Genomic DNA, 21570 nt, shown 5'->3' on the forward strand with positions numbered 1-21570 from the left:
AAAGCTATAAAATAAAATAGTTATAAAATATTATTTCAGTCAGCAAAGCTAACAAAATATAAGACTTGCTCCTCTTTTCAGCTTAAAAAATAACATTAAAGCTTCCAACAAAAATAGCCATTAGTGACATCTAAAATGCAACTATACGTTCAGATACTTATGCGAACATTCAGTTCTATTTCAGCTAGTTAGACTCCCTTTACTAAAAACCAATTATTCAGTAATTCTTGTCTGTTGTATAACATGCGCTCTTTCGTGCTCCAGTCTATAACCTCAAAACCTGCATGTTCACAAATCGCTTGGCCTGCAGCTGTATCCCACTCCATAGTAGGAGCGAATCTTGGATAACAATCGGCTTTCCCCTCGGCAACCATACACAGTTTTAATGAGCTTCCTTTAGAAATTAGATTTACGGCTCCGTGTTGTTCTCGCATTTCGGAAACGTAAGTTTCCGTTTCTGGTGACATGTGCGAGCGACTCGCTACAATAGTGAATGTTTTGTCTTCTCGTTCTAATGGTAATTTATTGGCGTTGCTTAATAAGCTGTCTATATTATAATCTTCAAGATTTACGGTTACTTTAAAAGACCCCAATGCCTTAGTTGAGAAATAAAGCTCCCCTGATACTGGAACATAAATAACACCAAGTACTGTTTTCTGATTTTCAACTAAAGCTATGTTTACGGTAAATTCACCATTGCGTTTTATAAACTCTTTAGTTCCATCTATGGGATCTACAATCCATAATTGATTCCAGTCTTTACGGTCATTGTAAGGAATAGATTTACCTTCTTCGGAAAGTATAGGAATGTTCGTTGCTTTTAAATGCGACATAATCACATCGTGGGACGCTAAATCTGCTTTCGTTAATGGTGAATTATCTCCTTTCAGTTCTATTTCAAAATCATTGGAATGATAGATGTCTAGAATTACTTTTCCGGCTTCTAGGGCTGCGGTGATACTGTGATGCAGTAATTCGGTGAGGTGGTGAGGCCGTGAGGCCGTGAGGCGATGAGACGGTGAGGCGGTGAGGCCGTGAGGCGGTGATTCGGTGAGACGGTGATTCGTTAGATTGGAGCTTTTATTATTCATTTTACTTACTTAGTTTTTTACTTAAAGCCTGTTTTAAACGGTATAACATTTTTCTAATTGTAATGCTATTGTTTTGTAATGTATCATCGAACGTTATATACCCTATTCGTTCTGCTATGACTAACTGTGTTTCTATTTCGGCCAGTGATCCCGATGCTATATTTAAAAATCGAATAAAATCCTTTGTAGAACCTCTACTCGAACCCTCAGCTATATTTGAAGGCAACGACACAGCTGCTCTTCTAAGTTGAGAGGTCAATCCAAAGTTTTCAGACGAAGGAAAACCCTTTGTAAGTTTATAAATTTCCTCTACTAGATTTAAACTTAATTTATAAACTTCTAAATCTTTATGAGTCATAATTAAAATTTTAAAATCCCTATTCTAAAGGTTCACCGCATCACAGTTTCACTGTATCACCGCATCACCACTATATAATCATCCCAGCACCAATAGTTTCATTGGTTTGCTCGTCTATAATAATGATACTTCCGGTTTGACGATTCTTCTTATACGCATCATAAAACAAAGGTTTAGCTGTTCTAATAGACAAACGTGCGATATCATTCATCTCCACCTTATCAATACCTTCTATTCTGTGTAATGTATTAATATCTATTTTATACTTTAATTCCTTAACCATACCAATAGACTCGTTTGTGGTATGTTTAATGACCACCTTTGTACGTGCCTGAATTGGTTTAGTACTCATCCAAGTCACTAACACTTCTAAATCTTGACTCACTAAAGGCACATTATTTTCGCGCACAATCATGTCGCCACGGCTGTTATCTATTTCGTCTTCTAGAGTCATCGTAACAGACATAGGTGCAAATGCTTCTGAAATTTGCTCCCCATTAAGTTCAATCGTTTTAATCGTAGATACGAATCCTGAAGGCAATGATTTCACCTTGTCACCTGGCTTAAAAACGCCACCATCAATACGACCAGCAAAACCTCTGTAATCTTGATTATCTAAGGTGTGTGGACGAATTACAGATTGAATAGGAAAACGACAATCTACCAAATTATGATCACTTGAAATATGCACCGTTTCTAAATGATACATTAACGTACTTCCTCCATACCAGTCCATGTTCTCAGAACGGTTAACCACATTATCTCCATTTAAAGCTGAGATAGGAATAAACTGAATATCACTAATACCTAACTTTGATGAAAAGGCTTTAAAATCTGAAACGATTCCATTATAGACATCTTCGCTATAATCCACTAAATCCATTTTATTAACACAAACAATAGCATGCGGAATACGTAATAAAGACGCAATAAAGGCATGACGATGCGTTTGCTCTAACATTCCTTTACGAGCATCAATAAGTATAATGGCTAAGTTCGCTGTAGAAGCCCCCGTTACCATATTACGGGTATATTGTATATGACCTGGTGTATCTGCTATAATGAATTTACGCTTTGGAGTCGCAAAATAACGATAGGCTACATCTATCGTAATGCCTTGCTCGCGTTCTGATTTTAAACCATCTGTAAGTAATGATAAATCTACATAATCAAAACCTTTAGATTTACTAGAGGCTTCAACGGCATCTAATTGATCTTGAAAAATTGATTTACTATCATACAATAAGCGCCCAATTAATGTGCTTTTGCCATCATCTACACTTCCTGCTGTTGTGAATCTTAGTAATTCTATGTCTTGGTATTTCATTTTTAATAGTTGTTAGTTGCTAGTTGTTAGTCTTTAGTCCTCTGCTTGTAAGCTTTTCGACTTCTAAAGTCTCAACCTAATTTTCTATTTATATTTTAAAAGTAACCTTGTTTTTTACGATCTTCCATAGCTGTTTCTGCACGTTTATCATCTGCTCTACCTCCACGTTCTGTTGTTCTTGTAGTTGCAATTTCTTCAATGATTTTATCTAGCGTATCTGCTTCAGATTCGACAGCACCAGTAATTGGCATATCTCCACAAGTTCGGTAACGAATGGTCATGTTTACGACTTCTTCACCTTCCTTTAATTTAATAAATTCTGAGTTTGCTAAAATCACACCGTCTCTAACCACACAATCACGTTGGTGTGAAAAGTAAAGTGATGGTAAATCAATATTTTCTAGTTTGATGTATTCCCAAACGTCCATTTCTGTCCAGTTAGAAATAGGAAACACTCTAAAATGCTCTCCGTAGTTTTTGCGACCATTGAAAAGATTCCATAGTTCTGGTCTTTGGTTTTTAGGATCCCATTGCCCAAATTCATCTCTGTGAGAAAAGAAACGTTCTTTAGCACGTGCTTTTTCCTCATCGCGTCTTGCACCACCCATTGCTGCATCTACTTTGTAGGCTTCTAAGGTATCTAATAAAGACACGATTTGAAGTGAATTACGAGACGCATCTGCACCAGTTTCTTCTTTAGCACGCCCGTTATCAATAGCTTCTTGTACTGAACCTACTATAAGTTTAACCCCAAGTTTTTCAACCAATTGATCTCTAAAAGCAATCGTTTCAGGGAAATTATGACCTGTATCTATATGAATTAAAGGAAACGGTATTTTTGCAGGAAAGAATGCTTTTTTTGCCAAATGCGTTAATAAAATAGAGTCCTTTCCTCCAGAAAACAATAATACTGGATTTTCAAATTGTGCTGCTATCTCTCGAATCACAAAAATGGCTTCCGATTCTAATTCTTTTAAATGATTAATTACGTAATTACTCATGTTATTTATTTTAATTTTTGAATAATAAAGTCTAGAATAGTTTGAACAGATGCTTCAATTGACTGATTATCTGTTACTATTTCTAAATCTGGATTGACAGGCGCTTCATATGGTGCTGAAATACCAGTCATGTTTTTAATTTCTCCTGCTCGTGCTTTTTTGTAGAGACCTTTAACATCTCTACGCTCGCACTCTTCTAAAGAGGTGTTAATATATATTTCTATGAAATTTTCTTTACCAACGATGGTTTTAATATTTTCTCGGTCCTTAATATAAGGAGATACAAAAGCAGCGAAAGTAACAACACCTGCATCCACCATTAAGTTAGCGATTTCGGCAATACGTCTTATATTTTCAGTACGATCTTCTGGAGCAAATGTTAGGTCTTTATTAATACCCTCTCTTATATTATCACCATCTAAACTAAAGGTTGAAATGTTTCTTTTGTGTAATTCAACCTCTACTAAGTTAGCTAAAGTAGATTTGCCTGATCCGGACAACCCTGTAAACCACACTAAAAAAGAGCGATGATCATTTATGCGCTCTCGATCTGCTTTTGTGATTTTATAATCATGTCTAACGGTATTTAGACTCATAATTCACTTTGTTTTGTTAAATTATTTAATCGCTTACGTTCATTTCGTTTGTCTAGTCCAAAATTAATTCTGTACCAAAGTTTTTCATGTCCAAAATACAATAGCATTTTTGTTACGACTTCGGCACCACCAATTTTAAGTCCAGTTAGCGGATTCCCTGAAATCAACCAACCTAAAATAATGGTGTCTAAAGTACCTACTCCACGCCAAGAAAAGGTTTTAAGAATATGTCGTTTATTAGACGACTTTATTTTCGATTTAAACCAAACCCTTTCATGTATGTAATACAAGACCATTTTAGTAATCATTTCAAATGCCCCCATTTTCATACCAATGGCTAAATCACCAGAAATATACCATGACAATAATAACGTGTCCAAGGTTCCTATAATGCGCCACGTAATCGTTTTAGCGAAATGTCTTTTACTAAATTTCAAACTTTACCAATATTAAAATTTTATAGTCATTTATTTATAGTGTTTTTAATCACATATTCCCTTCGTGCTTTCTTTTAAATAAAGGGATGATTTTCACCACTATTAGAACAAAAAACGAACCGATATACAAATGAAAATTGAGCAAAAATACTTAATTAACAGCTCATAGCTTTTAAAAAAATCACATTATTCATACAATTGATAAATTGAGAATTATTATTAGGATATTTTAAGATTTTAAATTTTTGAACCAATATTTATGATTTAAACTCAATCTAGTCGCTTTTTAACTTCAATTCTTAGACAAATCGAAACTCAATATCATTATAAAATTTAAGATTGGGATGTTTAATCATATAAAAATCAGTACTAAATCGTTAGAACAAAAAATGCTGAAGCATGATAAAAGAAACATTCCTAACGTTTAATCAAATAAAAAAGTACGATTTTTCATATAGTAAATAATATTGCTTATTTGCAAGTAAAATTGACAATAAAACATTCTAACCTCAACATATTTTCTGAGGTGTAGTTATCACAATTTTCATTATCTTTGACCTGTCTCAAATTTAAGCAAACCTCCTACAATTCAGTAAACTACTACTACATTTTAAAAGATTTAATTAAATAGAGACTATGACTAAAACTTACATTTTTTGCATCTTGGTTACCCTTTTTTCATATGGGTTTAGCCAAACAATCGTTACCGTAGATCGTCCCAATATTGTTGGACCAACGCAAACAGATAACGTAACTTCTGTTTCATCTAGTGGATTTATACGTGGAGCAAGTGTTAACCTAAGTACTGCTAATGTCAATTTCACATCAAATGACTGGACTATTGGGGGAGACCAACCCACTTCGGCAGTTAATAATGACTATATAGAGTGGTCTATTACAGCTAATACTGCATTCGAAATCACATTAGATGAGCTAGATATTAGGCTGAGAAGGAATACAAATGGACCAAGTGACTTCCAAATATTTTACAGCTTAGACGGCTTTACTACGGCAGGTAGTGCTTTAGCTGGTTCTGAAACATTAGCTGCTGATACAAATACAAATTTCAACTTACCTAGCTTAAGTGTTTTATCTGGAATTTCTGGAACCATAACATTTAGACTATATGCATGGGGCGCTACAAGTAGTGGAGGTATTTTAAGAGTACTGCCTAATGCTGCTTGGTCAATATCTGCTGCAGTTCCAACCCCAGGATTAAGATTGATTGGTAGCGTATCAACGAGCTCAACGAATAGTGCTGATTCTGATATTATCGCGTCTACTTTCGCTTTATTTCCTGTTCAACAAAACATCGATTATAATTCAACATATATTACACCTTCTGGTCTTAATTTAAGTAACTCAGTACCTTTAGGAGCGTTTACTATTAGAGATGGTGGTATCGGTACAGATACCGATTCTGATGGCACGACATTAACGTCCATTGAATTTGCCGTAGACAATTACGAAAACCTAGCTGCATTAGCTATCTTAGACTTAGGTACGTTTACAATTGTTTCAGAAGTTACAACCATTACAGAATTTACTACGTTTAGTGGTTTAAATTTAACAGCTTCAGATAATAGCACAAGACAATTCATTATTTTAGGATCATTTAAACCTGTAGTAACCGATAACGAGCAACTACAATTAACGGTTACTAATGCAACTACACTTACAACTGGCAGTTCTCTTTTTGGATTAGCGAACGCAGGTGGCGCACAAACTTCAATAGTTGGAGACGACAACCGTATTGAAGTCATTGCAAGTAAATTTGAATATACCCAACAACCTACCGATGGAAATCAAAATGAAGCTATAATACCTTTTCCTACAATAATTGCGGTTGATGTGAATTCAAATTTAGATTTAGACGCGAACATTACAGGCATTAGCGTTACCGCTTCTCCTAGCAGTAGTATTGTACCAGAAACTTATGATATGGTCAATGGTGAAGCAACTTTAGATAATGTGGTCTTTACAAGTACAGCTACAGGTGTAAGCATAATTGCTAATGCACCGGGTATATCTGGAACGAGTGATACCTTTACTATTAACGGCCCATTAATTACTATCGCAGAACAGAACTTTGATACCGCTACAGGTTGGGCTTACACTACGAATAGAGCACCTTTTGGCACTATTGCAGATTGGGGCGATACTTTAGGTTATTTTGGAGAAATTGCCTTAGCTGATGCGTCACCACTAGATAACACATTGTTTGTTGATGAAATTTTTGGAGAAAATGATTTAAATGATGATGGAAATTCTTTTGCAACTTTAACGTTTTCAGATATCGATGTTACTGATCTAACGGCTATAAGAATAGAATTTGACTGGCAAGTTGTTGGTTACCTTAACAATGCAAACGACGTACAATATAGGTTATTCCTAAATGGTAGTACAAGTGGCGGATGGATTTCTGTTTTTAATGGTATCTCTGGAGATGACAGTAATGACAACGACCAAGGTAGAACTAAAATCATTATACCTGATGGTAATTCTACTGTAGGACTTCAAGTGAGACTAAGAAATAATCTTGCAAATGGTTATTCTGGTTTTGACAATTTTAGATTAGCTAGTCAGTTTAGCGGATTAATCTACACCAATTCAGATGGCTGGAAAGACAATATTAAACCTGACGCCACAACAGGCGCATTAAACGCTCTAGTTATTGATGGTACGTATAATGTAGACAACAATGTAAACATTAATAACCTCATAATTAACAGTGCTGCTTCTACAGTTATTGACTTTGGTAAGTCGATAACAACCAACAATTTAATAAACGAAGGCTCTTTGATATTAAGTTCTATAAGCAACAGTTATTCAAGTTTAATAGTTAATGGTTCAATATTAAATGAAGTAACGTATAACCGTCACGTTAATCAATTTGCAAGCTCAGGTTCTACAACTGGTGCTAATGATTTAATTTCTGCACCTGTAACTAATGCTAATCAAACATTCCTTGCATTAAGAACCGCTAATGCAGATATGCCATCTGGAAATATAGATGGAGTACCTTCATTTTTATTTGGTCCTTACAATAATAATACGACGGCTTATACTAACTATACTGCAGCCGACGATGCGTCCGTTATAGAATCTGGTATAGGTTACAGAACAGCTTCAGACACTCCTACAGGTTCTACTTTTGAGTTTGTTGGTGATGTTAAAACAGGATCTGTATCTGTTCCTATTACTGTAGGTACTCAAAGCACCTTTAATCTTATTGGAAACCCTTACCCATCTTACTTAAGCCTTTCTAGCTTTTTAGCAAGTAACAACACTAAATTCAACTCATTAAACTCTGGTGTATATGGTTATAGAGGAGATGTTTTAACTGGATATATTATATGGAACCAAGCGTACTCTGATGCCAATCCTACAGCACGTATCGCACCAGGGCAAGGATTTTTTGTGGCCTCAAAATCGGGTGGAGCTATGATAGATTTCACACCAGAAATGCGAAGAATAGGAACAATTGACGATTATATTAGTGGTAGAGCTGAGAATCAAAACTTAGCACATTTAAATATTCGAGTTTCTAAAGAAAGTGGGGCTTACCAAACCGCATTATACTTTAATGATAATGCATCATTAAGCATGGATCCGGGTTACGATTCTGAACTATTTGAAACTATCGCTCCTGACTTTTCTATTTATTCTCGTCTTGTAGAAGATAACACAGGAAACAATTTAGCAGCACAAGCGGTTAGTTATTCTGCCTTAAACAATGTCACAATTCCTTTAGGAATTAATATTGCACAAGGTGAACAAGGTGTCGTTAGTATTGCGGAACGTAATATTCCTGAAGGTACGACAGTCATTTTGGAAGATAATGTCGCCAATACATTTACGAATCTATTAGAAGTTGATTATACGTTTACACCAGTTACAACTTTGAATAACACTGGACGTTTCTATTTACATTTCGGACAATCTACATTAGGTGTCAATGACAATTTGCTTAATGGTTTAGAAATTTTTGTAAATGCAAATCCTAAGTCAATTGTTGTAAAAGGACAGTTAGAAGGCCAAACAGCATTCAAATTGTTTGATATACAAGGACGATTAGTAACCACACAATCACTAAACTCGAATAACACAGAGCATAATATTGACGCTTCTAATCTTACTGCTGGTATCTACGTTGTACAATTACAAAACACAACTGGTAACAGAACTCAAAAAGTTATTATTAGATAAGTCTAATACTTATATCATTATATTTAAAAAGCGCATCTTTATAAGATGCGCTTTTTTTTATGCCTTATTTAAAACACACACATACTTAGTTTAAAATAATATAGCTTTATTTTTAATTATTTAATCCTTTTTACTATCCTTAAAAAAACTCATACTTAAATTTATTATTTTTGCATCTTCCCTCGTGTCTTGCTGACTCAATAATTATTAAAAAGTAAATAACCTAACCAAATGCGGTGTGGTAGATTTTATATTTTTTTTTCGTCGGAAAAAATTAAAATATCTCCCATTCTTCATTTAATAATAATAATAATAATAACCCCAAACCTACTATGAAAAATCTTTACCCCTTTTTAATTGCGCTATGCTTAAGCTGCATAGGATTTGCCCAAACCTCTGCTGATGGCTGGATAAATGAAATTCATTATGACAACACTAGTACAGATGCTGGTGAAGGCATCGAAATTGTTATTGCTGATGCAGCAACCTATCCTTTAGAAAATTGGACTGTAGTATTATATAATGGCAACAATGGGGAAACCTATGGAACAGTAACTTACGACGCAGCCTCAACTACAAGCATAGATTCTGGTTTCACAATAGCATGGCAAGCAAAATCAGGTATTCAGAATGATACTGAAGGTATGGCGCTCGTTTACAATGGCACAACTCTAGTACAGTTTCTTTCTTACGAAGGTAGTTTTACCGCTACTAATGGCATTGCACTAGGACAAACCTCAACAGACATCGGCGTTTCTGAAACTGGTAGCACACCAATTGGTGAATCTTTGCAACTTTCTGGAACAGGAACTATGTATTCAGATTTCACATGGCATACTCCTGCAACTGCCACAACAGGTACCCTAAACACTGGTCAAAGTTTAGTACCTCCTTGCTATCCTACAACTCAAGCGTCAGCATATAATACAACAAGTATAGGTACTACAAGCGCTACTTTGAATTGGACGGTTGGAAATGGAGATAACGTTTTAGTCCTCGTAAAAAAAGAAACTGCTGTAGATACTGATCCTTCAAATGGAGTAGACTATATTGAAAATACCGTATTTGGAACTGGAAATGTTATTGGTACTGGTAATTATGTTGTACAAAGTGGTCCTGCAACTTCATCTACAACTTCATCTGTAAGCATAACTGGTTTAGAAGAAGCTACAACTTACCATGTTGCGGTTTATGAATATAACGCTACAAACTTTTGCTATAATCTTAATGAAATAACTGGTAGTTTTACAACAGATTGTACTACACCAACGGACGTTTCTGCATTCAATGCCATAGGCAATGATGCCACAATTGATTTAAATTGGACTAATACTGCTTGTTTTGATGAACTATTAATAATAGCAAAGGAAGGCTCTGCTGTTACTTTTACACCAACTGGCGATGGCACTACTTACAGCGCAAATCCCATTTTTGGAGCTGGTGCAGCTATAGGAACAGACGAATATGCCGTTTACAAAGGGACTGGTACGTCTGAAACTATAACAGGCTTAACAAATTCTACCGCTTATCATTTTAAAGTATTTGCTCGTAAAGGATTGTCTTGGAGTACAGGTATTATAGGTAATGCTACTCCCGATTTACTTGCATCTTCTAACAGTATTATGATTACTGAAATAATGATAAACCCAGCAAGTGTTGGTGATACTAATGGTGAATATTTTGAAGTTTACAACACAACAGATAGCCCTATAGACCTGATTGGATGGGTTATACTAGATACACATACTGATAGCCACACTATAGCAACTAGTGTTGTTGTACCTGCTTACGGCTTTGCTGTGCTAGGTCGCAATTCAGACACGCTCGCAAATGGTGGGGTAACCATAGATTACCAATATGATAATATTTCTATTTCAAATTTTGCCGACGAAATTATTTTAACAAATGCAAGCGGAACAGGAATTGACAGTGTAGCGTATGGTGGTGCCGCTTGGCCAGATCCTATGACATCTGGTCCCGCAATGATCTTTATTGGTAGTGATATAGAAGATAATAATGATGGTTCGCTTTGGGCTTTTTCTACAGTTGCCGAAGGTATTGCTGTTGATTTTGGTTCTCCTGGCATTAACGGTACAGATCAAATAGTCTCTTATTTAGTTTTTAAAGATGGAGCTTGGAATACAACACCATCAACAGACACCGACACAAGAATAGGTCTTATTAAGCCTAACGAGAGCACAACATTTACAACAGATGTAGATTTAGACGATTTATATATTGAAGAAGGTGCTAGCTTAACTGTAAATTCTGGGACAACGTTATCATTAAATACACTAACTTTAGAATCATCTTCACAGTTATATTCTAGTTTAATTTTAGATGGTACTCTTACAGGAAGTGTTATATACAAGCGCCATATTAACACATTTAATACTACTACAGGCTCAGTTACAGGTCAAAATGATTTAATTTCTGCTCCTGTTACAAACGCTAGCCAAACATTTGGGGTTTTTAGAGGTACTAATGCTAATATCCCTTCAGGAACTATAGGAGGTGGAGCAACCATGTATTTATTTGGACCATTCGATAATGATAGCGCATCTAACCCATACACCTTATATTCTGCAGCTGATGATGCTACGGCACTAACCGCAGGTATTGGTTACAGAACAGCTTCTACGGATACGTCTACTTTTACATTTGTCGGTGACGTTGAAACCGGAACGGTTGCTGTTGGTATTGATATTGGCTCTGCTTATAATTGGAACTTAATTGGTAATCCTTACCCGTCTTATATTAATGCTGGGGATTTCTTAACAGAAAATGCTTCCTTTTTAGATGAAAACGCTGTAGGTATCTACGGTTATGATGGTAGTGCATTAGACAATTGGACTATTATTAATTTCAATAATGCCAATACATCTGAGAACATAACGCCAGGACAAGGTTTTTTAGTTGCTGCAGAAGGTTCCGCAACACTAAACTTTACACCAGAAATGCGAAGAGCTTCAGGTGGTGATGATTTTATATTAGGAAGAACTTTAGATACTAATGCCTTTTTAAGTCTTAATCTTGAAAATGCGACTTCTAATTATCATACTGATTTTTATTTTAACAGCAATTCTACAAGAGCATTAGACCCAGGTTATGATGCTGCAATTTTTAATGGTAATTCACCAGCATTTTATATCTACTCTCATTTAGTTGAAAATAACCAAGGCAAAGCAATGGCCATTCAATCGTTAGGAGATAGTGATTTATCTGATGTCACGATTCCGTTAGGAGTTCACGCCAATGAAGGAGAAGCTATTACATTTAGTATTAATGCTTCTACACTACCAAGTACTGTTGAAGTTTACTTAGAAGACACGGTAGCCAACACGTTTACACTTTTAAATTCTAGTGAATACATCATCACTCCAACGACCTCTTTAAATGGTATAGGACGTTTTTATTTAAGAGTCACAGAAAGTGCATTATCTATAAATGATACTACCTTAGACGCTCTTAGCATTTACACCCAATCTGATGAGAAAACCATTGTTATTGCAGGATCTTTAGTAGCCTCTACAACAGCAAATGTATATGATATGCAAGGGCGCTTAGTCGCTTCTGAACTGATTATGACGACTACGATGCAACATCGTATTGATACGTCTAATTTTTCCGCTGGTATTTACGTTGTACAATTACAAAATACAACTGGCAACAGAACTCAAAAAGTTATTATTAGATAAGTGTAATAATTATATCATTTAAGCTAAAAGTGCATCTTAATAAGATGCACTTTTTTGTGTTTATAAACCAATACATTCCTAAATACCTATACAAAACTTATCTCTAAAAAATAAACATTTTTTCAACCTCAACACCATTTATTTAACAAATTAAACAACAGCAACTTAAGCCTAAGTTACAGCTCTCCTCTAACATATATCTCACTTAACCTTAATGATTTGTTAATATATTTAAAAACGTGCACTACACACTTTTGCTATATTTGCAATCCCTTATCACTAGGGCGTTTACGCGCTTTTTTGATATTTTAGCTATTAATAACTCATTATGATGTTGTACGTCATAAATACGTAGGACTTTTCTCTAAATAGTACTATTTATTTATCCGCATATCATCTTAAAACTGACACAAATTAACACATGAAACACATTTACACATTTTTAATTACTCTATTTATTGGGAGTTTTGGGTTTGCTCAACTTTCAGAAAATTTCGATTCTGGTTTATCTACATCAGGATACTACACAGGTAGTCAAACACTAACTAGTGGAACTTGGACAATGAAAGAAGTATTTAAAGAAACTAGTTCTTCTAGATCTGGTAGTGCAGCTAGAATTAATGATGATAAATCTGGTGCCCATTTAACATCACCGAGCATGACTGGAGCAGGCACTTTAACATTTTGGTACCGTGAATTATCTAGTGGAGGCGGTTCTTTCGAAGTACAAAAATCAACGGACGGCTCAAATTATACTACGATAACGACTCAATCATACTCAGGAAGTACTTTTACCCTTTTCAGTTATGATATAAATGATGCTAGCTCTAATTTAACTATTCGAATTTTAAGTGATGATAATGCTGGACATTTGATTATAGATGATTTTGAAATAACATCTTTCGCTTCAGGTCCAGCCAACCCAGACACATTCTCTGCAGCAGCAATTTCCGGATCTCAAATAGATTTAATATATAATGATAACACGGACGGAGATGATATTATTATAGTTTTCGATACCGATAACACCTTTACTGCTCCAAGTGGAATTCCTGCAGCTGTAGGTAACACCTTTGCAGGTGGAATCATATTATATGACAGTAATGGTTCTGGAACTTATAATCATACAGGCTTAAGTGCTTCTACTACCTATTATTATAAAGCATATTCTTATGATGGTACAGATTATTCTGCTGGTTTGAGTGCAGATGCAATGACACCATGTGCAACCGTAAATTCTTTCCCTTTTACGGAAGGGTTTGAAGATGGAGCATTACCAACATGTTGGTCTCAAGAATATGAAATAGGAACGGTGGATTGGGCATACCAAGACGGAAATCAAAACGGTTCGGTTAATGCACATACTGGCGCTAAGAATGCCTATTTTTATGATACGAATGGGGATCAAACTAAATTAATCACTCCTGCCTTAGATTTATCAAGTATTACTAATGCGACGTTAACCTTTTACCATGCACAATTAGATTGGAGTGGAGATCAAGATGAGCTTAGAGTATATTACAAAACGTCTGCGGGTGGTACTTGGACACTTATTCCAGGACAAGAATTCACTAGTTCAATAGGGTCTTGGACACAAGAATCTGTTTTACTACCTAACCCTACTTCAGATTATTATATTGCATTTGATGCAACTGGAAATTATGGCCGTGGTGTCGTATTGGATGACATCGAAATTAATGGAGAAATTCCGACTACCGACACACTCGTTGAATTCACAGCTTCTACAGCAACTGTTATTGAAGATACAGGAACTTACGATTTGGAATTTTCAATAACTAATGAAGATGCTGCTGCCACTAGTTTTGATGTGGTACTTACAAGTGGCGATGGTGACGCTACAGATATAGATGGATATACTACTCAAACAGTAACATTTCCCGGTGGCACAAGTACTAACCAAACCGTTACACTTACTATTACAGATGATACTGATTTAGAGACTGATGAAGCCTTAACGTTTGAAATCCAAAATGTATCAGGTGGCAACAATGCCGTTGCAGGTTCAAATAGTACATTTACACTTACTATTACTAATAATGATGTAACACCTCCAATTGCATTACCTTATAGTGAAGATTTTTCAGATTGTGGCGCTGCAGAATGGACGGCATTTGATGAAGCTGGAGATAACTCTTGGTCTTGTGATATTGATAGTGATGAGTACGCTATGAATGGCTATGGGAGTACAGACGTAGATTGGTTAATCTCAGATTTCTCTATAGATTTTGACGCTTATACATCAGTAAACATTGATGTGACTACGCAAGAACAACATGGAGACACCACAAATACACCTGGTGAATTTGAATTATTATACTCAACCGATTATGCAGGATCTGGAGATCCAACAACAGCTACTTGGACAACACTTACATTTGATCCAAATAACACATCGGATGGTTGGGGCTTATCAACTCCTTCTATTACTTCTGTTGATGCTTCTGGTATTACAGGAGTAGCGTATATTGCATTTAAATACGATATGACTTATGGCAATGGTCCAGAAGACTGGAGAGTGCAAAACATTGAAATCTATGAGGATATTGCTTTAGATTCAGACACCGAAGTGTATGAATCCATGACGCAAATTGCAGGAAACTCTTATTATGCCAATGCTATTACTACCAGTGCTACCGCTAAAGATGCGCTTGCGTTTATCATTGAAGACCAAGGAACCACCGATGGCGAACCAACCCAAGTTACCACCATGCGTTTTGTACCTGGCCCAAATAATACGGCAGATTGGAGCGATCATATTCAAGGGATTACTTTATACGATGAAAACTTTGTAGATTACAGTCCTACAACAACTATTACAGACTCAGAGCTAATTCTAGAATTTGATACACCAATCACCATTGTAGATGGTACAGCTTTAGAGTTCTTCTTTGGTTTTTATCTTAACACTACTAATATTGTAGATGAGAGCATCATACAATTTCAAATAAATGAGACTGCCCATGGCTTTGAAGCCGATGCTAGTGGCTCTAGTTTTGCAGATTCATTACTTTTTGAAGATGTCGTTGGTAACAACTTTACCATAGATGTATATGCAACAGAATTGATTTTCTCTCAAGAACCATCTAACACCTTTGTGAATGCAGCCATGACACCAGATGTCTCTGTCGCTGCAGTTGATGCCAATGGTAACATAGACACGAGTTACAATTTAGATATAAAAATCACTTCTACTGGCACCTTAACAGGAAGTCCACTAGTAGCAACTCCGGTTAATGGTGTTGCAACATTTGCAGGTTTAACTCATACTGCATTAGGAACAGCATTAGTATTAACTGCTGATGATGATTTATATCCAACTGTAAATAGTAGTGCTTTTGATATTGAAGCAATACCTGTAGGACCTGTTGTTATTGCTATTCAAGATTTTGATGGAACTACACCGGAATGGACATATACAACTAGTCCGTCTGAAAACAATTCTTCTTGTGTATCTAGTGGTGATGTTTGGAATGTGGTAAGTAGCCTAGGCGATATAACAGTTCCCAATAGTACTGGTGATTTTTTCGGCGGACAAGATCTAGAAGGCTCTAATGGATGCGGAACATCCGGTATAGCAACCATAGATTTTAATACCATAAATACTGCTAACTATACAGACATTACTGTATCATTTGATTATGAAGTTGATGGTTTTAATGGTGTGTCAGATGAATTAAGTTATATAATCACATTTAATACTATATCACAAACCGAAGTCTTTTTATGTGATGGTTGTAACCAACAAAACAACGAGGGTACTATTAGTGTTAATGCTCCTGAAGGAACTAATACAATAAGTTTACAAATTCTAGCTAAATTCAATGGAGGAAGTGATTATTTTGGAGTAGATAACTTTAAAATTGAAGGAACAATAGTAACATCAACACCTACAACCTACACCTACAATGGCACATGGTCACCAAGTGACCCAAATGGTTCAGCTACAGCTAATGATAATATTGTTATTACTTCAGGAGATGCAATAATTGACACCAACACTACTGCTAATTCAATAACCGTAAATGCAGGTGCTGGTCTTACTGTGGACACCGGTATTACACTTACTGTTACTAACGGTTTATTATTAGAATCTGTATCAAATAGTTATTCTAGTTTACTATTAGATGGAATTGTTTCAGGTACTATTAACTATGAGCGTCATGTAAATGGTAACACTATTTTAGAAGATGCTAATGCAATTGGTAATAACGATTTAATTACACCACCATTATCTGGTCAAACATTTGGAGATTTTGTTGCTGCCAATAGTAACTTACTTACTAACCCTGGGGATGCTTCAGAAAAAGCATTTGCCATATTTGATAAGTCTACAGGTGATTATGAAAACTATAATACAAATGATAATGCTGGTACACTATTAGTAGCAGGTACAGGCTATAGAGCTGCATCAGACAACACGTCAACACTTGTTTTTACAGGTACTGCTAATTCAGGAGATATCGACATTAATATTGACCATTCTGGACCTAGTTACCAAGAATGGAATTTAATTGGAAATCCTTATCCTTCGTATTTAGATATTAATGCCTTTTTAAACTATGAAGTAGACACAGACATTAAGAATATTGATTTACTAGGTGATACTTCTGGTATCTATGGCTATGACGGCGATGCCTCAAATGGATGGGATATCATAAATCTTTCTAATGCCTTTGGAAAACTTATGACGCCAGGTCAAGGCTTCCTAATAGGTGCAGATGCTGCAAATGTTATTGGGTACGATTTAGAATTTAAAGCAACTATGAGAACCACAGGAAGTGGTGATGATTTTATTGTTGGTCGTGATGCCAATACATTAACCTTTTTGAAACTTAACGCGCGTACTACAACTCAATTTTACACAACTCAATTTTACTTTAATGCTAATGCTACTAAAGGTTTAGATGCCGGATATGATGCTACCATTTGGGGAGGTACTGCTCCTAATTTCTCATTATTCTCACATTTAGTTGAAGATAATAGTGGGTTACCTATAGCGCTGCAAACCTTAGATGTAACCGATCTTTCTAATGTTACAATTCCACTTGGTGTAAATGCAAACCAAGGAGAGCAATTAACATTTAGTATTAACGCGTCCACATTACCAAGTACAGTAAGTGTGTATTTAGAAGATAATGTGGCTAGCACTTCTACCCTATTAAATACTAATGATTATGTGCTAACACCAAATACAGAATTAAATGGTACAGGTCGATTCTATTTACGTGTAGCAAATAGCACATTATCTACAGTAGATCATACCTTAGACCAATTAAGTATTTACACTAATAAAGCAGATAAAACGGTTGTTATTGCAGGTCAATTATTAGAGCCTACAACAGCATCTGTTTATGATGTTCAAGGACGTTTGGTATCTACTACGCAATTACAAACATCTCTTAGATTACAGACTATAGACGTAAGTCAATTAAATGATGGTATCTATATTGTAAAACTGCATAATGCAGCTCAAAACAAAACTCAAAAAGTGATTATAAGATAAGTCGTCTTATTATATTTCTTATTGTTAAGAAAACGCGTTAAACTAGGTTTAGCGCGTTTTTTTTTATAAAATACACACTTACGTAATAACGATTTCTTAGCAATGAACGCTACTTAAATGCATGCTATTGTTATTTTTAGTTATGGTTATGTGAGTTATATTATCCACAGGTGGGGATTTCAAAAAATTAAGATTAGGACTCCCTATAAATTCAGTATTAGAATTCAAAACATGCATTTCAGAAATCAATAGAAAACAACGAATGTAGCGCTGCACTTATCCACAGGTCACATTATGTAAGTATTTATGCTCTCATATTAACAGATAAATTCTAACTACAACGAAAAAAGCAATTATACGCTAAGTACTTGTGGTTATTTCATAAAATATTACATATCTTGCGCCCGGTTTTAATCATAAGTTAGTTAGTAATTAACACGTTACGTTTAGATTCATATAATTGTAACTTGTATCAACTATAAGCACTATAAACTAAGTATTACAAGATAAAAGGGTGCTTTGAAATTTTGAAGTCTAATAATTTAGATATCAAATATTTAAAAACATCAGCATTTTAGAGATGAAATTAATTTTTAATGTAAACCTTTTCATATTTTAGGTTGTTAAATAAATAATTTTATTATTTTTGAACTCAAATTTAGGGCAAGAGCCATGAAGCAAGAAAACAACATAGATAAAATCACTCGTAAAGAAGCCATTTCAAAAATGGGTAAATATGCTGCTATAACAGCAGTAGGAACGTTTGTGATTTTAAATCCACTTAAATCACAGGCACAATCTTTACCTCCAGATCCAGGTGGAAATCCATTCGGTTAATTTTCTATTTCTATTTTGAATACTAAATTAGCACCAACATACGAAATGATGTTCGGTGACTATTGGGTATTGTGGTATGCCATTTCTAATAGTTATAGTATTATCAATTCTGAATTTAAGCTATTTTTAGATTCTTATCTCGCCGCCAATACACAAACAGAATTTTCCAATACCACTTCTAACCAAATTTCTGTTTCTGATAGCTTAAAACTTTCCGAAACAATTCATAACTATCTCAAGGATTGCAATAATCCTTACAGTCCACCCTATACAAGTTCAGACACTTTAGATACGTCTCACCGAAACATTACTAAGCATTATGTATTTGGATCTAAGAGAGTTCAAATTTATTACAGCTCAGAATTAGTATTAAAAACAGTTCATCCTGCTATTGCTCATTACTGCAATACAAGTACAAAAGAGACAGATGTAACATTCGATATTTATTTAAAGCATGATAAGTTATACCTTTTTAAGAATGGAGAATTACTGTCTTGTGTTCCCAAAAGAGACTATCATCTTATTCAAGGTAAATTTATTATGCAATTACTTTGTGAATTACATAATAAAGTAGAGCAAGATTGGATTGGAACACTTCATGGGTCAACGATAACAGATGGTAATTCTTCTATTCTTTTTGTTGGCAAATCTGGAAAAGGAAAAAGCACCTTATCAGCATTATTAGCCACAAATGGCTTTGAACTATTAGCTGATGATGTATCTCCTTTGCTTTCCGAAAACCAACATATATATTATAACCCCTCCTCTATTTCTATTAAAGAAGGAGCTTTTAACCTGCTACAACCCTTAGTAAAGAATTTTGAAGAATTACCTATAGTAGAATTTAACAAAACTAAAGGTCAATTAAAATATATGCCTTGTGCAAAACCAAAACAAGACCACTATCCATGCCGTGCAATTGTTTTAGTGAATTATAAACCTGAGTCAGACACTATAATTGAGCCGATTTCTATTAAACACATTTTAGAAACCTTAATTGAAGATTCTTGGTTATCACCAAACCCTAAGCATGCTCAGCAGTTTTTAGACTGGTTACAGAACGTTAAATTATATGAAGTAACTTATAGCGACACGAATAGTGTATGTTCTCAAATCTCAACCTTGTTTAAACAATTTACTCACGAAAATTAATAACCTATATTAGTAGTCTGTATTAAGATCTATGGATAATTTAGCGACTACATATCAACATATCGCAGATATCTTGAGTTTTGAAACTCCAAATTCTAAACTAGAGAAAACGATTAGTGAACCTACTTTTGATTGGGATGCCATAGTGATAGAAGGTAGCAAGCACTTAGTATTACCTACAATATACTGTAGATTAAAAGCAAAAGGACTTCTTTATCTATTACCCGAAGAGTTAATTCTTTATTTAGAAGAAATCACCAATATAAATAGATCTAGAAACCTAAGAATACTCAATCAAGTACATACCATATCACAAATTTTAAACCAACACAATATTGATCATGTGTTTTTAAAAGGTACTGCCCTACTGGCTTCAGGTTACTACAATGACGAAGGAGAACGTATGATCGGTGATATTGATATTTTAGTTGAAAAATCGGAAGTATATAATGCGTTTGATATTTTAAAAAACTCAGGCTATAACAAAACATTTGGTTTTGCGTATAATAAGAAAGATTTTAGACATCTTGATCGCTTGATCTCAGAAAATGAACTAGCTGCAATAGAACTTCACACCGAACTTTTGAATAAAAGACATTGGCCGCTAATGAATATGCCATCTATTCTTAATTCTAAAAAAATTAACAACACCATTCCTATTCCGAATACACACGACTTAAGCCGACACCTCATATTGAGCTGGCAGCTTAATGATAAGGGACATTATTATAATATGATAAGTTTAAAATCAATTTATGACCTTATTTCCATAGAAACCTACAAGGATAAAAATTACATAGATACTTTGTTAAATTCCAAATATGGACAATCTTATTTAGTGTTGGCGAAATACTATTTTCCTGAATTCTCTGATATAACTTCTAATAATTTTATGACATACAGAGGTTTTTTTCATAAAATGAAAATGTCCTTTAAACCTCTACGCGTTGTTATTAATTATATCAAACTAATCACCATTTTTATAACGAGTCGCTTACACTTAATTTACACCAATAAAAGTTACACAAAACATATAATAAAAGAGAAATTTTTTGAAGAAAATAAATCTTTTCAAGAGCTTTTAATCTCCCGCCTTTAAAAATATCCAAGTTTATTTTTTTCTATAATAGATTTTTTAGCTCGCATTAATCCATTGCTTTTCAGTTTTATAAAAAAAACAGAATCATTTAAACGCAAAATATGACACAAAAACATTAGATAAATTAATTTTAAGTCGAATTAAAATCACTTTTAATTTTTTTTGCTTATTATTATAAGAACTTTACCTCTATATTTGTTTTATAATCTATAAAGTTTACCTTTGACAAAATTATTTTAGT

12 protein-coding genes are annotated in these 21570 nt (G+C 34.7%); 6 read left to right on the plus strand and 6 right to left on the minus strand.

The annotated features are described in order from the left end of the window. Positions 1-188 precede the first annotated feature (188 nt). The 6 genes from cysQ to ADIWIN_RS00725 all read right to left on the minus strand — a co-directional run bounded on the left by cysQ (position 189) and on the right by ADIWIN_RS00725 (position 4810). Entirely contained in the window at positions 189-1091 is a 903-nt protein-coding gene (gene cysQ / locus ADIWIN_RS00700; protein WP_020895743.1) for a 3'(2'),5'-bisphosphate nucleotidase CysQ, read from the minus strand. 1 nt (position 1092) lies between these two features. Then, entirely contained in the window at positions 1093-1449 is a 357-nt protein-coding gene (locus tag ADIWIN_RS00705; RefSeq protein WP_020895744.1) for a four helix bundle protein, read from the minus strand. 70 nt (positions 1450-1519) lie between these two features. Beyond that, positions 1520-2776 (minus strand): sulfate adenylyltransferase subunit 1, encoded by a 1257-nt coding sequence (locus tag ADIWIN_RS00710; protein ID WP_020895745.1) that lies wholly within the window; start codon positions 2774-2776, stop codon positions 1520-1522. A gap of 95 nt (positions 2777-2871) precedes the next feature. Beyond that, positions 2872-3777: a sulfate adenylyltransferase subunit CysD gene (cysD, locus tag ADIWIN_RS00715; protein ID WP_020895746.1), complete on the minus strand. Its 906-nt coding sequence runs from the start codon at positions 3775-3777 to the stop codon at positions 2872-2874. Between the two features lie 5 nt (positions 3778-3782). Further along, a complete protein-coding gene (gene cysC / locus ADIWIN_RS00720) occupies positions 3783-4373 on the minus strand; it encodes an adenylyl-sulfate kinase (RefSeq protein ID WP_020895747.1) in 591 nt (196 codons plus the stop codon). Continuing rightward, on the minus strand, positions 4370-4810 hold the full coding sequence (locus tag ADIWIN_RS00725; RefSeq protein ID WP_040756111.1) for a DUF2061 domain-containing protein: 441 nt from the start codon (positions 4808-4810) through the stop codon (positions 4370-4372). Before ADIWIN_RS00725 ends, cysC begins: the two co-directional genes overlap by 4 nt. A gap of 636 nt (positions 4811-5446) precedes the next feature. Between ADIWIN_RS00725 and ADIWIN_RS00730 the strand changes: the two genes are divergently transcribed. From ADIWIN_RS00730 to ADIWIN_RS00750, 6 genes are all read left to right on the plus strand, one after another. Continuing rightward, positions 5447-9019, plus strand: coding sequence for a beta strand repeat-containing protein (locus ADIWIN_RS00730; protein WP_020895749.1), 3573 nt, complete (start codon positions 5447-5449; stop codon positions 9017-9019). 332 nt (positions 9020-9351) lie between these two features. Beyond that, a complete protein-coding gene (locus tag ADIWIN_RS19255) occupies positions 9352-12717 on the plus strand; it encodes a T9SS type A sorting domain-containing protein (protein ID WP_020895750.1) in 3366 nt (1121 codons plus the stop codon). Positions 12718-13138: 421 nt separating this feature from the next. Further along, complete coding sequence (locus ADIWIN_RS00740) at positions 13139-18241, plus strand: DUF8693 domain-containing protein (RefSeq protein WP_020895751.1); 5103 nt, start codon at positions 13139-13141, stop codon at positions 18239-18241. A gap of 672 nt (positions 18242-18913) precedes the next feature. After that, the gene (locus ADIWIN_RS20705) at positions 18914-19078 is read left to right on the plus strand and encodes a hypothetical protein (protein WP_020895752.1); all 165 of its coding nucleotides are present in this window, start codon (positions 18914-18916) and stop codon (positions 19076-19078) included. Positions 19079-19093: 15 nt separating this feature from the next. Beyond that, positions 19094-20230 carry a phosphoenolpyruvate carboxykinase (ATP) gene (locus ADIWIN_RS00745; protein WP_152487186.1) on the plus strand — a complete coding sequence of 379 codons (1137 nt, stop codon included), beginning with the start codon at positions 19094-19096 and terminating at the stop codon, positions 20228-20230. A 31-nt stretch (positions 20231-20261) separates the two neighbouring features. Beyond that, the gene (locus tag ADIWIN_RS00750) at positions 20262-21329 is read left to right on the plus strand and encodes a nucleotidyltransferase family protein (RefSeq protein WP_020895754.1); all 1068 of its coding nucleotides are present in this window, start codon (positions 20262-20264) and stop codon (positions 21327-21329) included. The last annotated feature ends 241 nt before the right edge of the window (positions 21330-21570 follow it).

This window comes from Winogradskyella psychrotolerans RS-3 (genome assembly GCF_000427335.1).
In the GTDB taxonomy this organism is placed as follows: Bacteria; Bacteroidota; Bacteroidia; order Flavobacteriales; family Flavobacteriaceae; genus Winogradskyella; species Winogradskyella psychrotolerans.

What these genes read in the sequence shown, in the direction of transcription:
- ADIWIN_RS19255 (WP_020895750.1), top strand. Translation starts at nt 9,352, where the DNA reads ATGAAAAATCTTTACCCCTTTTTAATTGCGCTATGCTTAAGCTGCATA.
- ADIWIN_RS00750 (WP_020895754.1), top strand. Translation starts at nt 20,262, where the DNA reads ATGGATAATTTAGCGACTACATATCAACATATCGCAGATATCTTGAGT.
- ADIWIN_RS00730 (WP_020895749.1), top strand. Translation starts at nt 5,447, where the DNA reads ATGACTAAAACTTACATTTTTTGCATCTTGGTTACCCTTTTTTCATAT.
- cysC (WP_020895747.1), bottom strand. Translation starts at nt 4,373, where the DNA reads ATGAGTCTAAATACCGTTAGACATGATTATAAAATCACAAAAGCAGAT.
- ADIWIN_RS00710 (WP_020895745.1), bottom strand. Translation starts at nt 2,776, where the DNA reads ATGAAATACCAAGACATAGAATTACTAAGATTCACAACAGCAGGAAGT.
- ADIWIN_RS00740 (WP_020895751.1), top strand. Translation starts at nt 13,139, where the DNA reads ATGAAACACATTTACACATTTTTAATTACTCTATTTATTGGGAGTTTT.
- cysQ (WP_020895743.1), bottom strand. Translation starts at nt 1,091, where the DNA reads ATGAATAATAAAAGCTCCAATCTAACGAATCACCGTCTCACCGAATCA.
- ADIWIN_RS00705 (WP_020895744.1), bottom strand. Translation starts at nt 1,449, where the DNA reads ATGACTCATAAAGATTTAGAAGTTTATAAATTAAGTTTAAATCTAGTA.
- ADIWIN_RS20705 (WP_020895752.1), top strand. Translation starts at nt 18,914, where the DNA reads ATGAAGCAAGAAAACAACATAGATAAAATCACTCGTAAAGAAGCCATT.
- cysD (WP_020895746.1), bottom strand. Translation starts at nt 3,777, where the DNA reads ATGAGTAATTACGTAATTAATCATTTAAAAGAATTAGAATCGGAAGCC.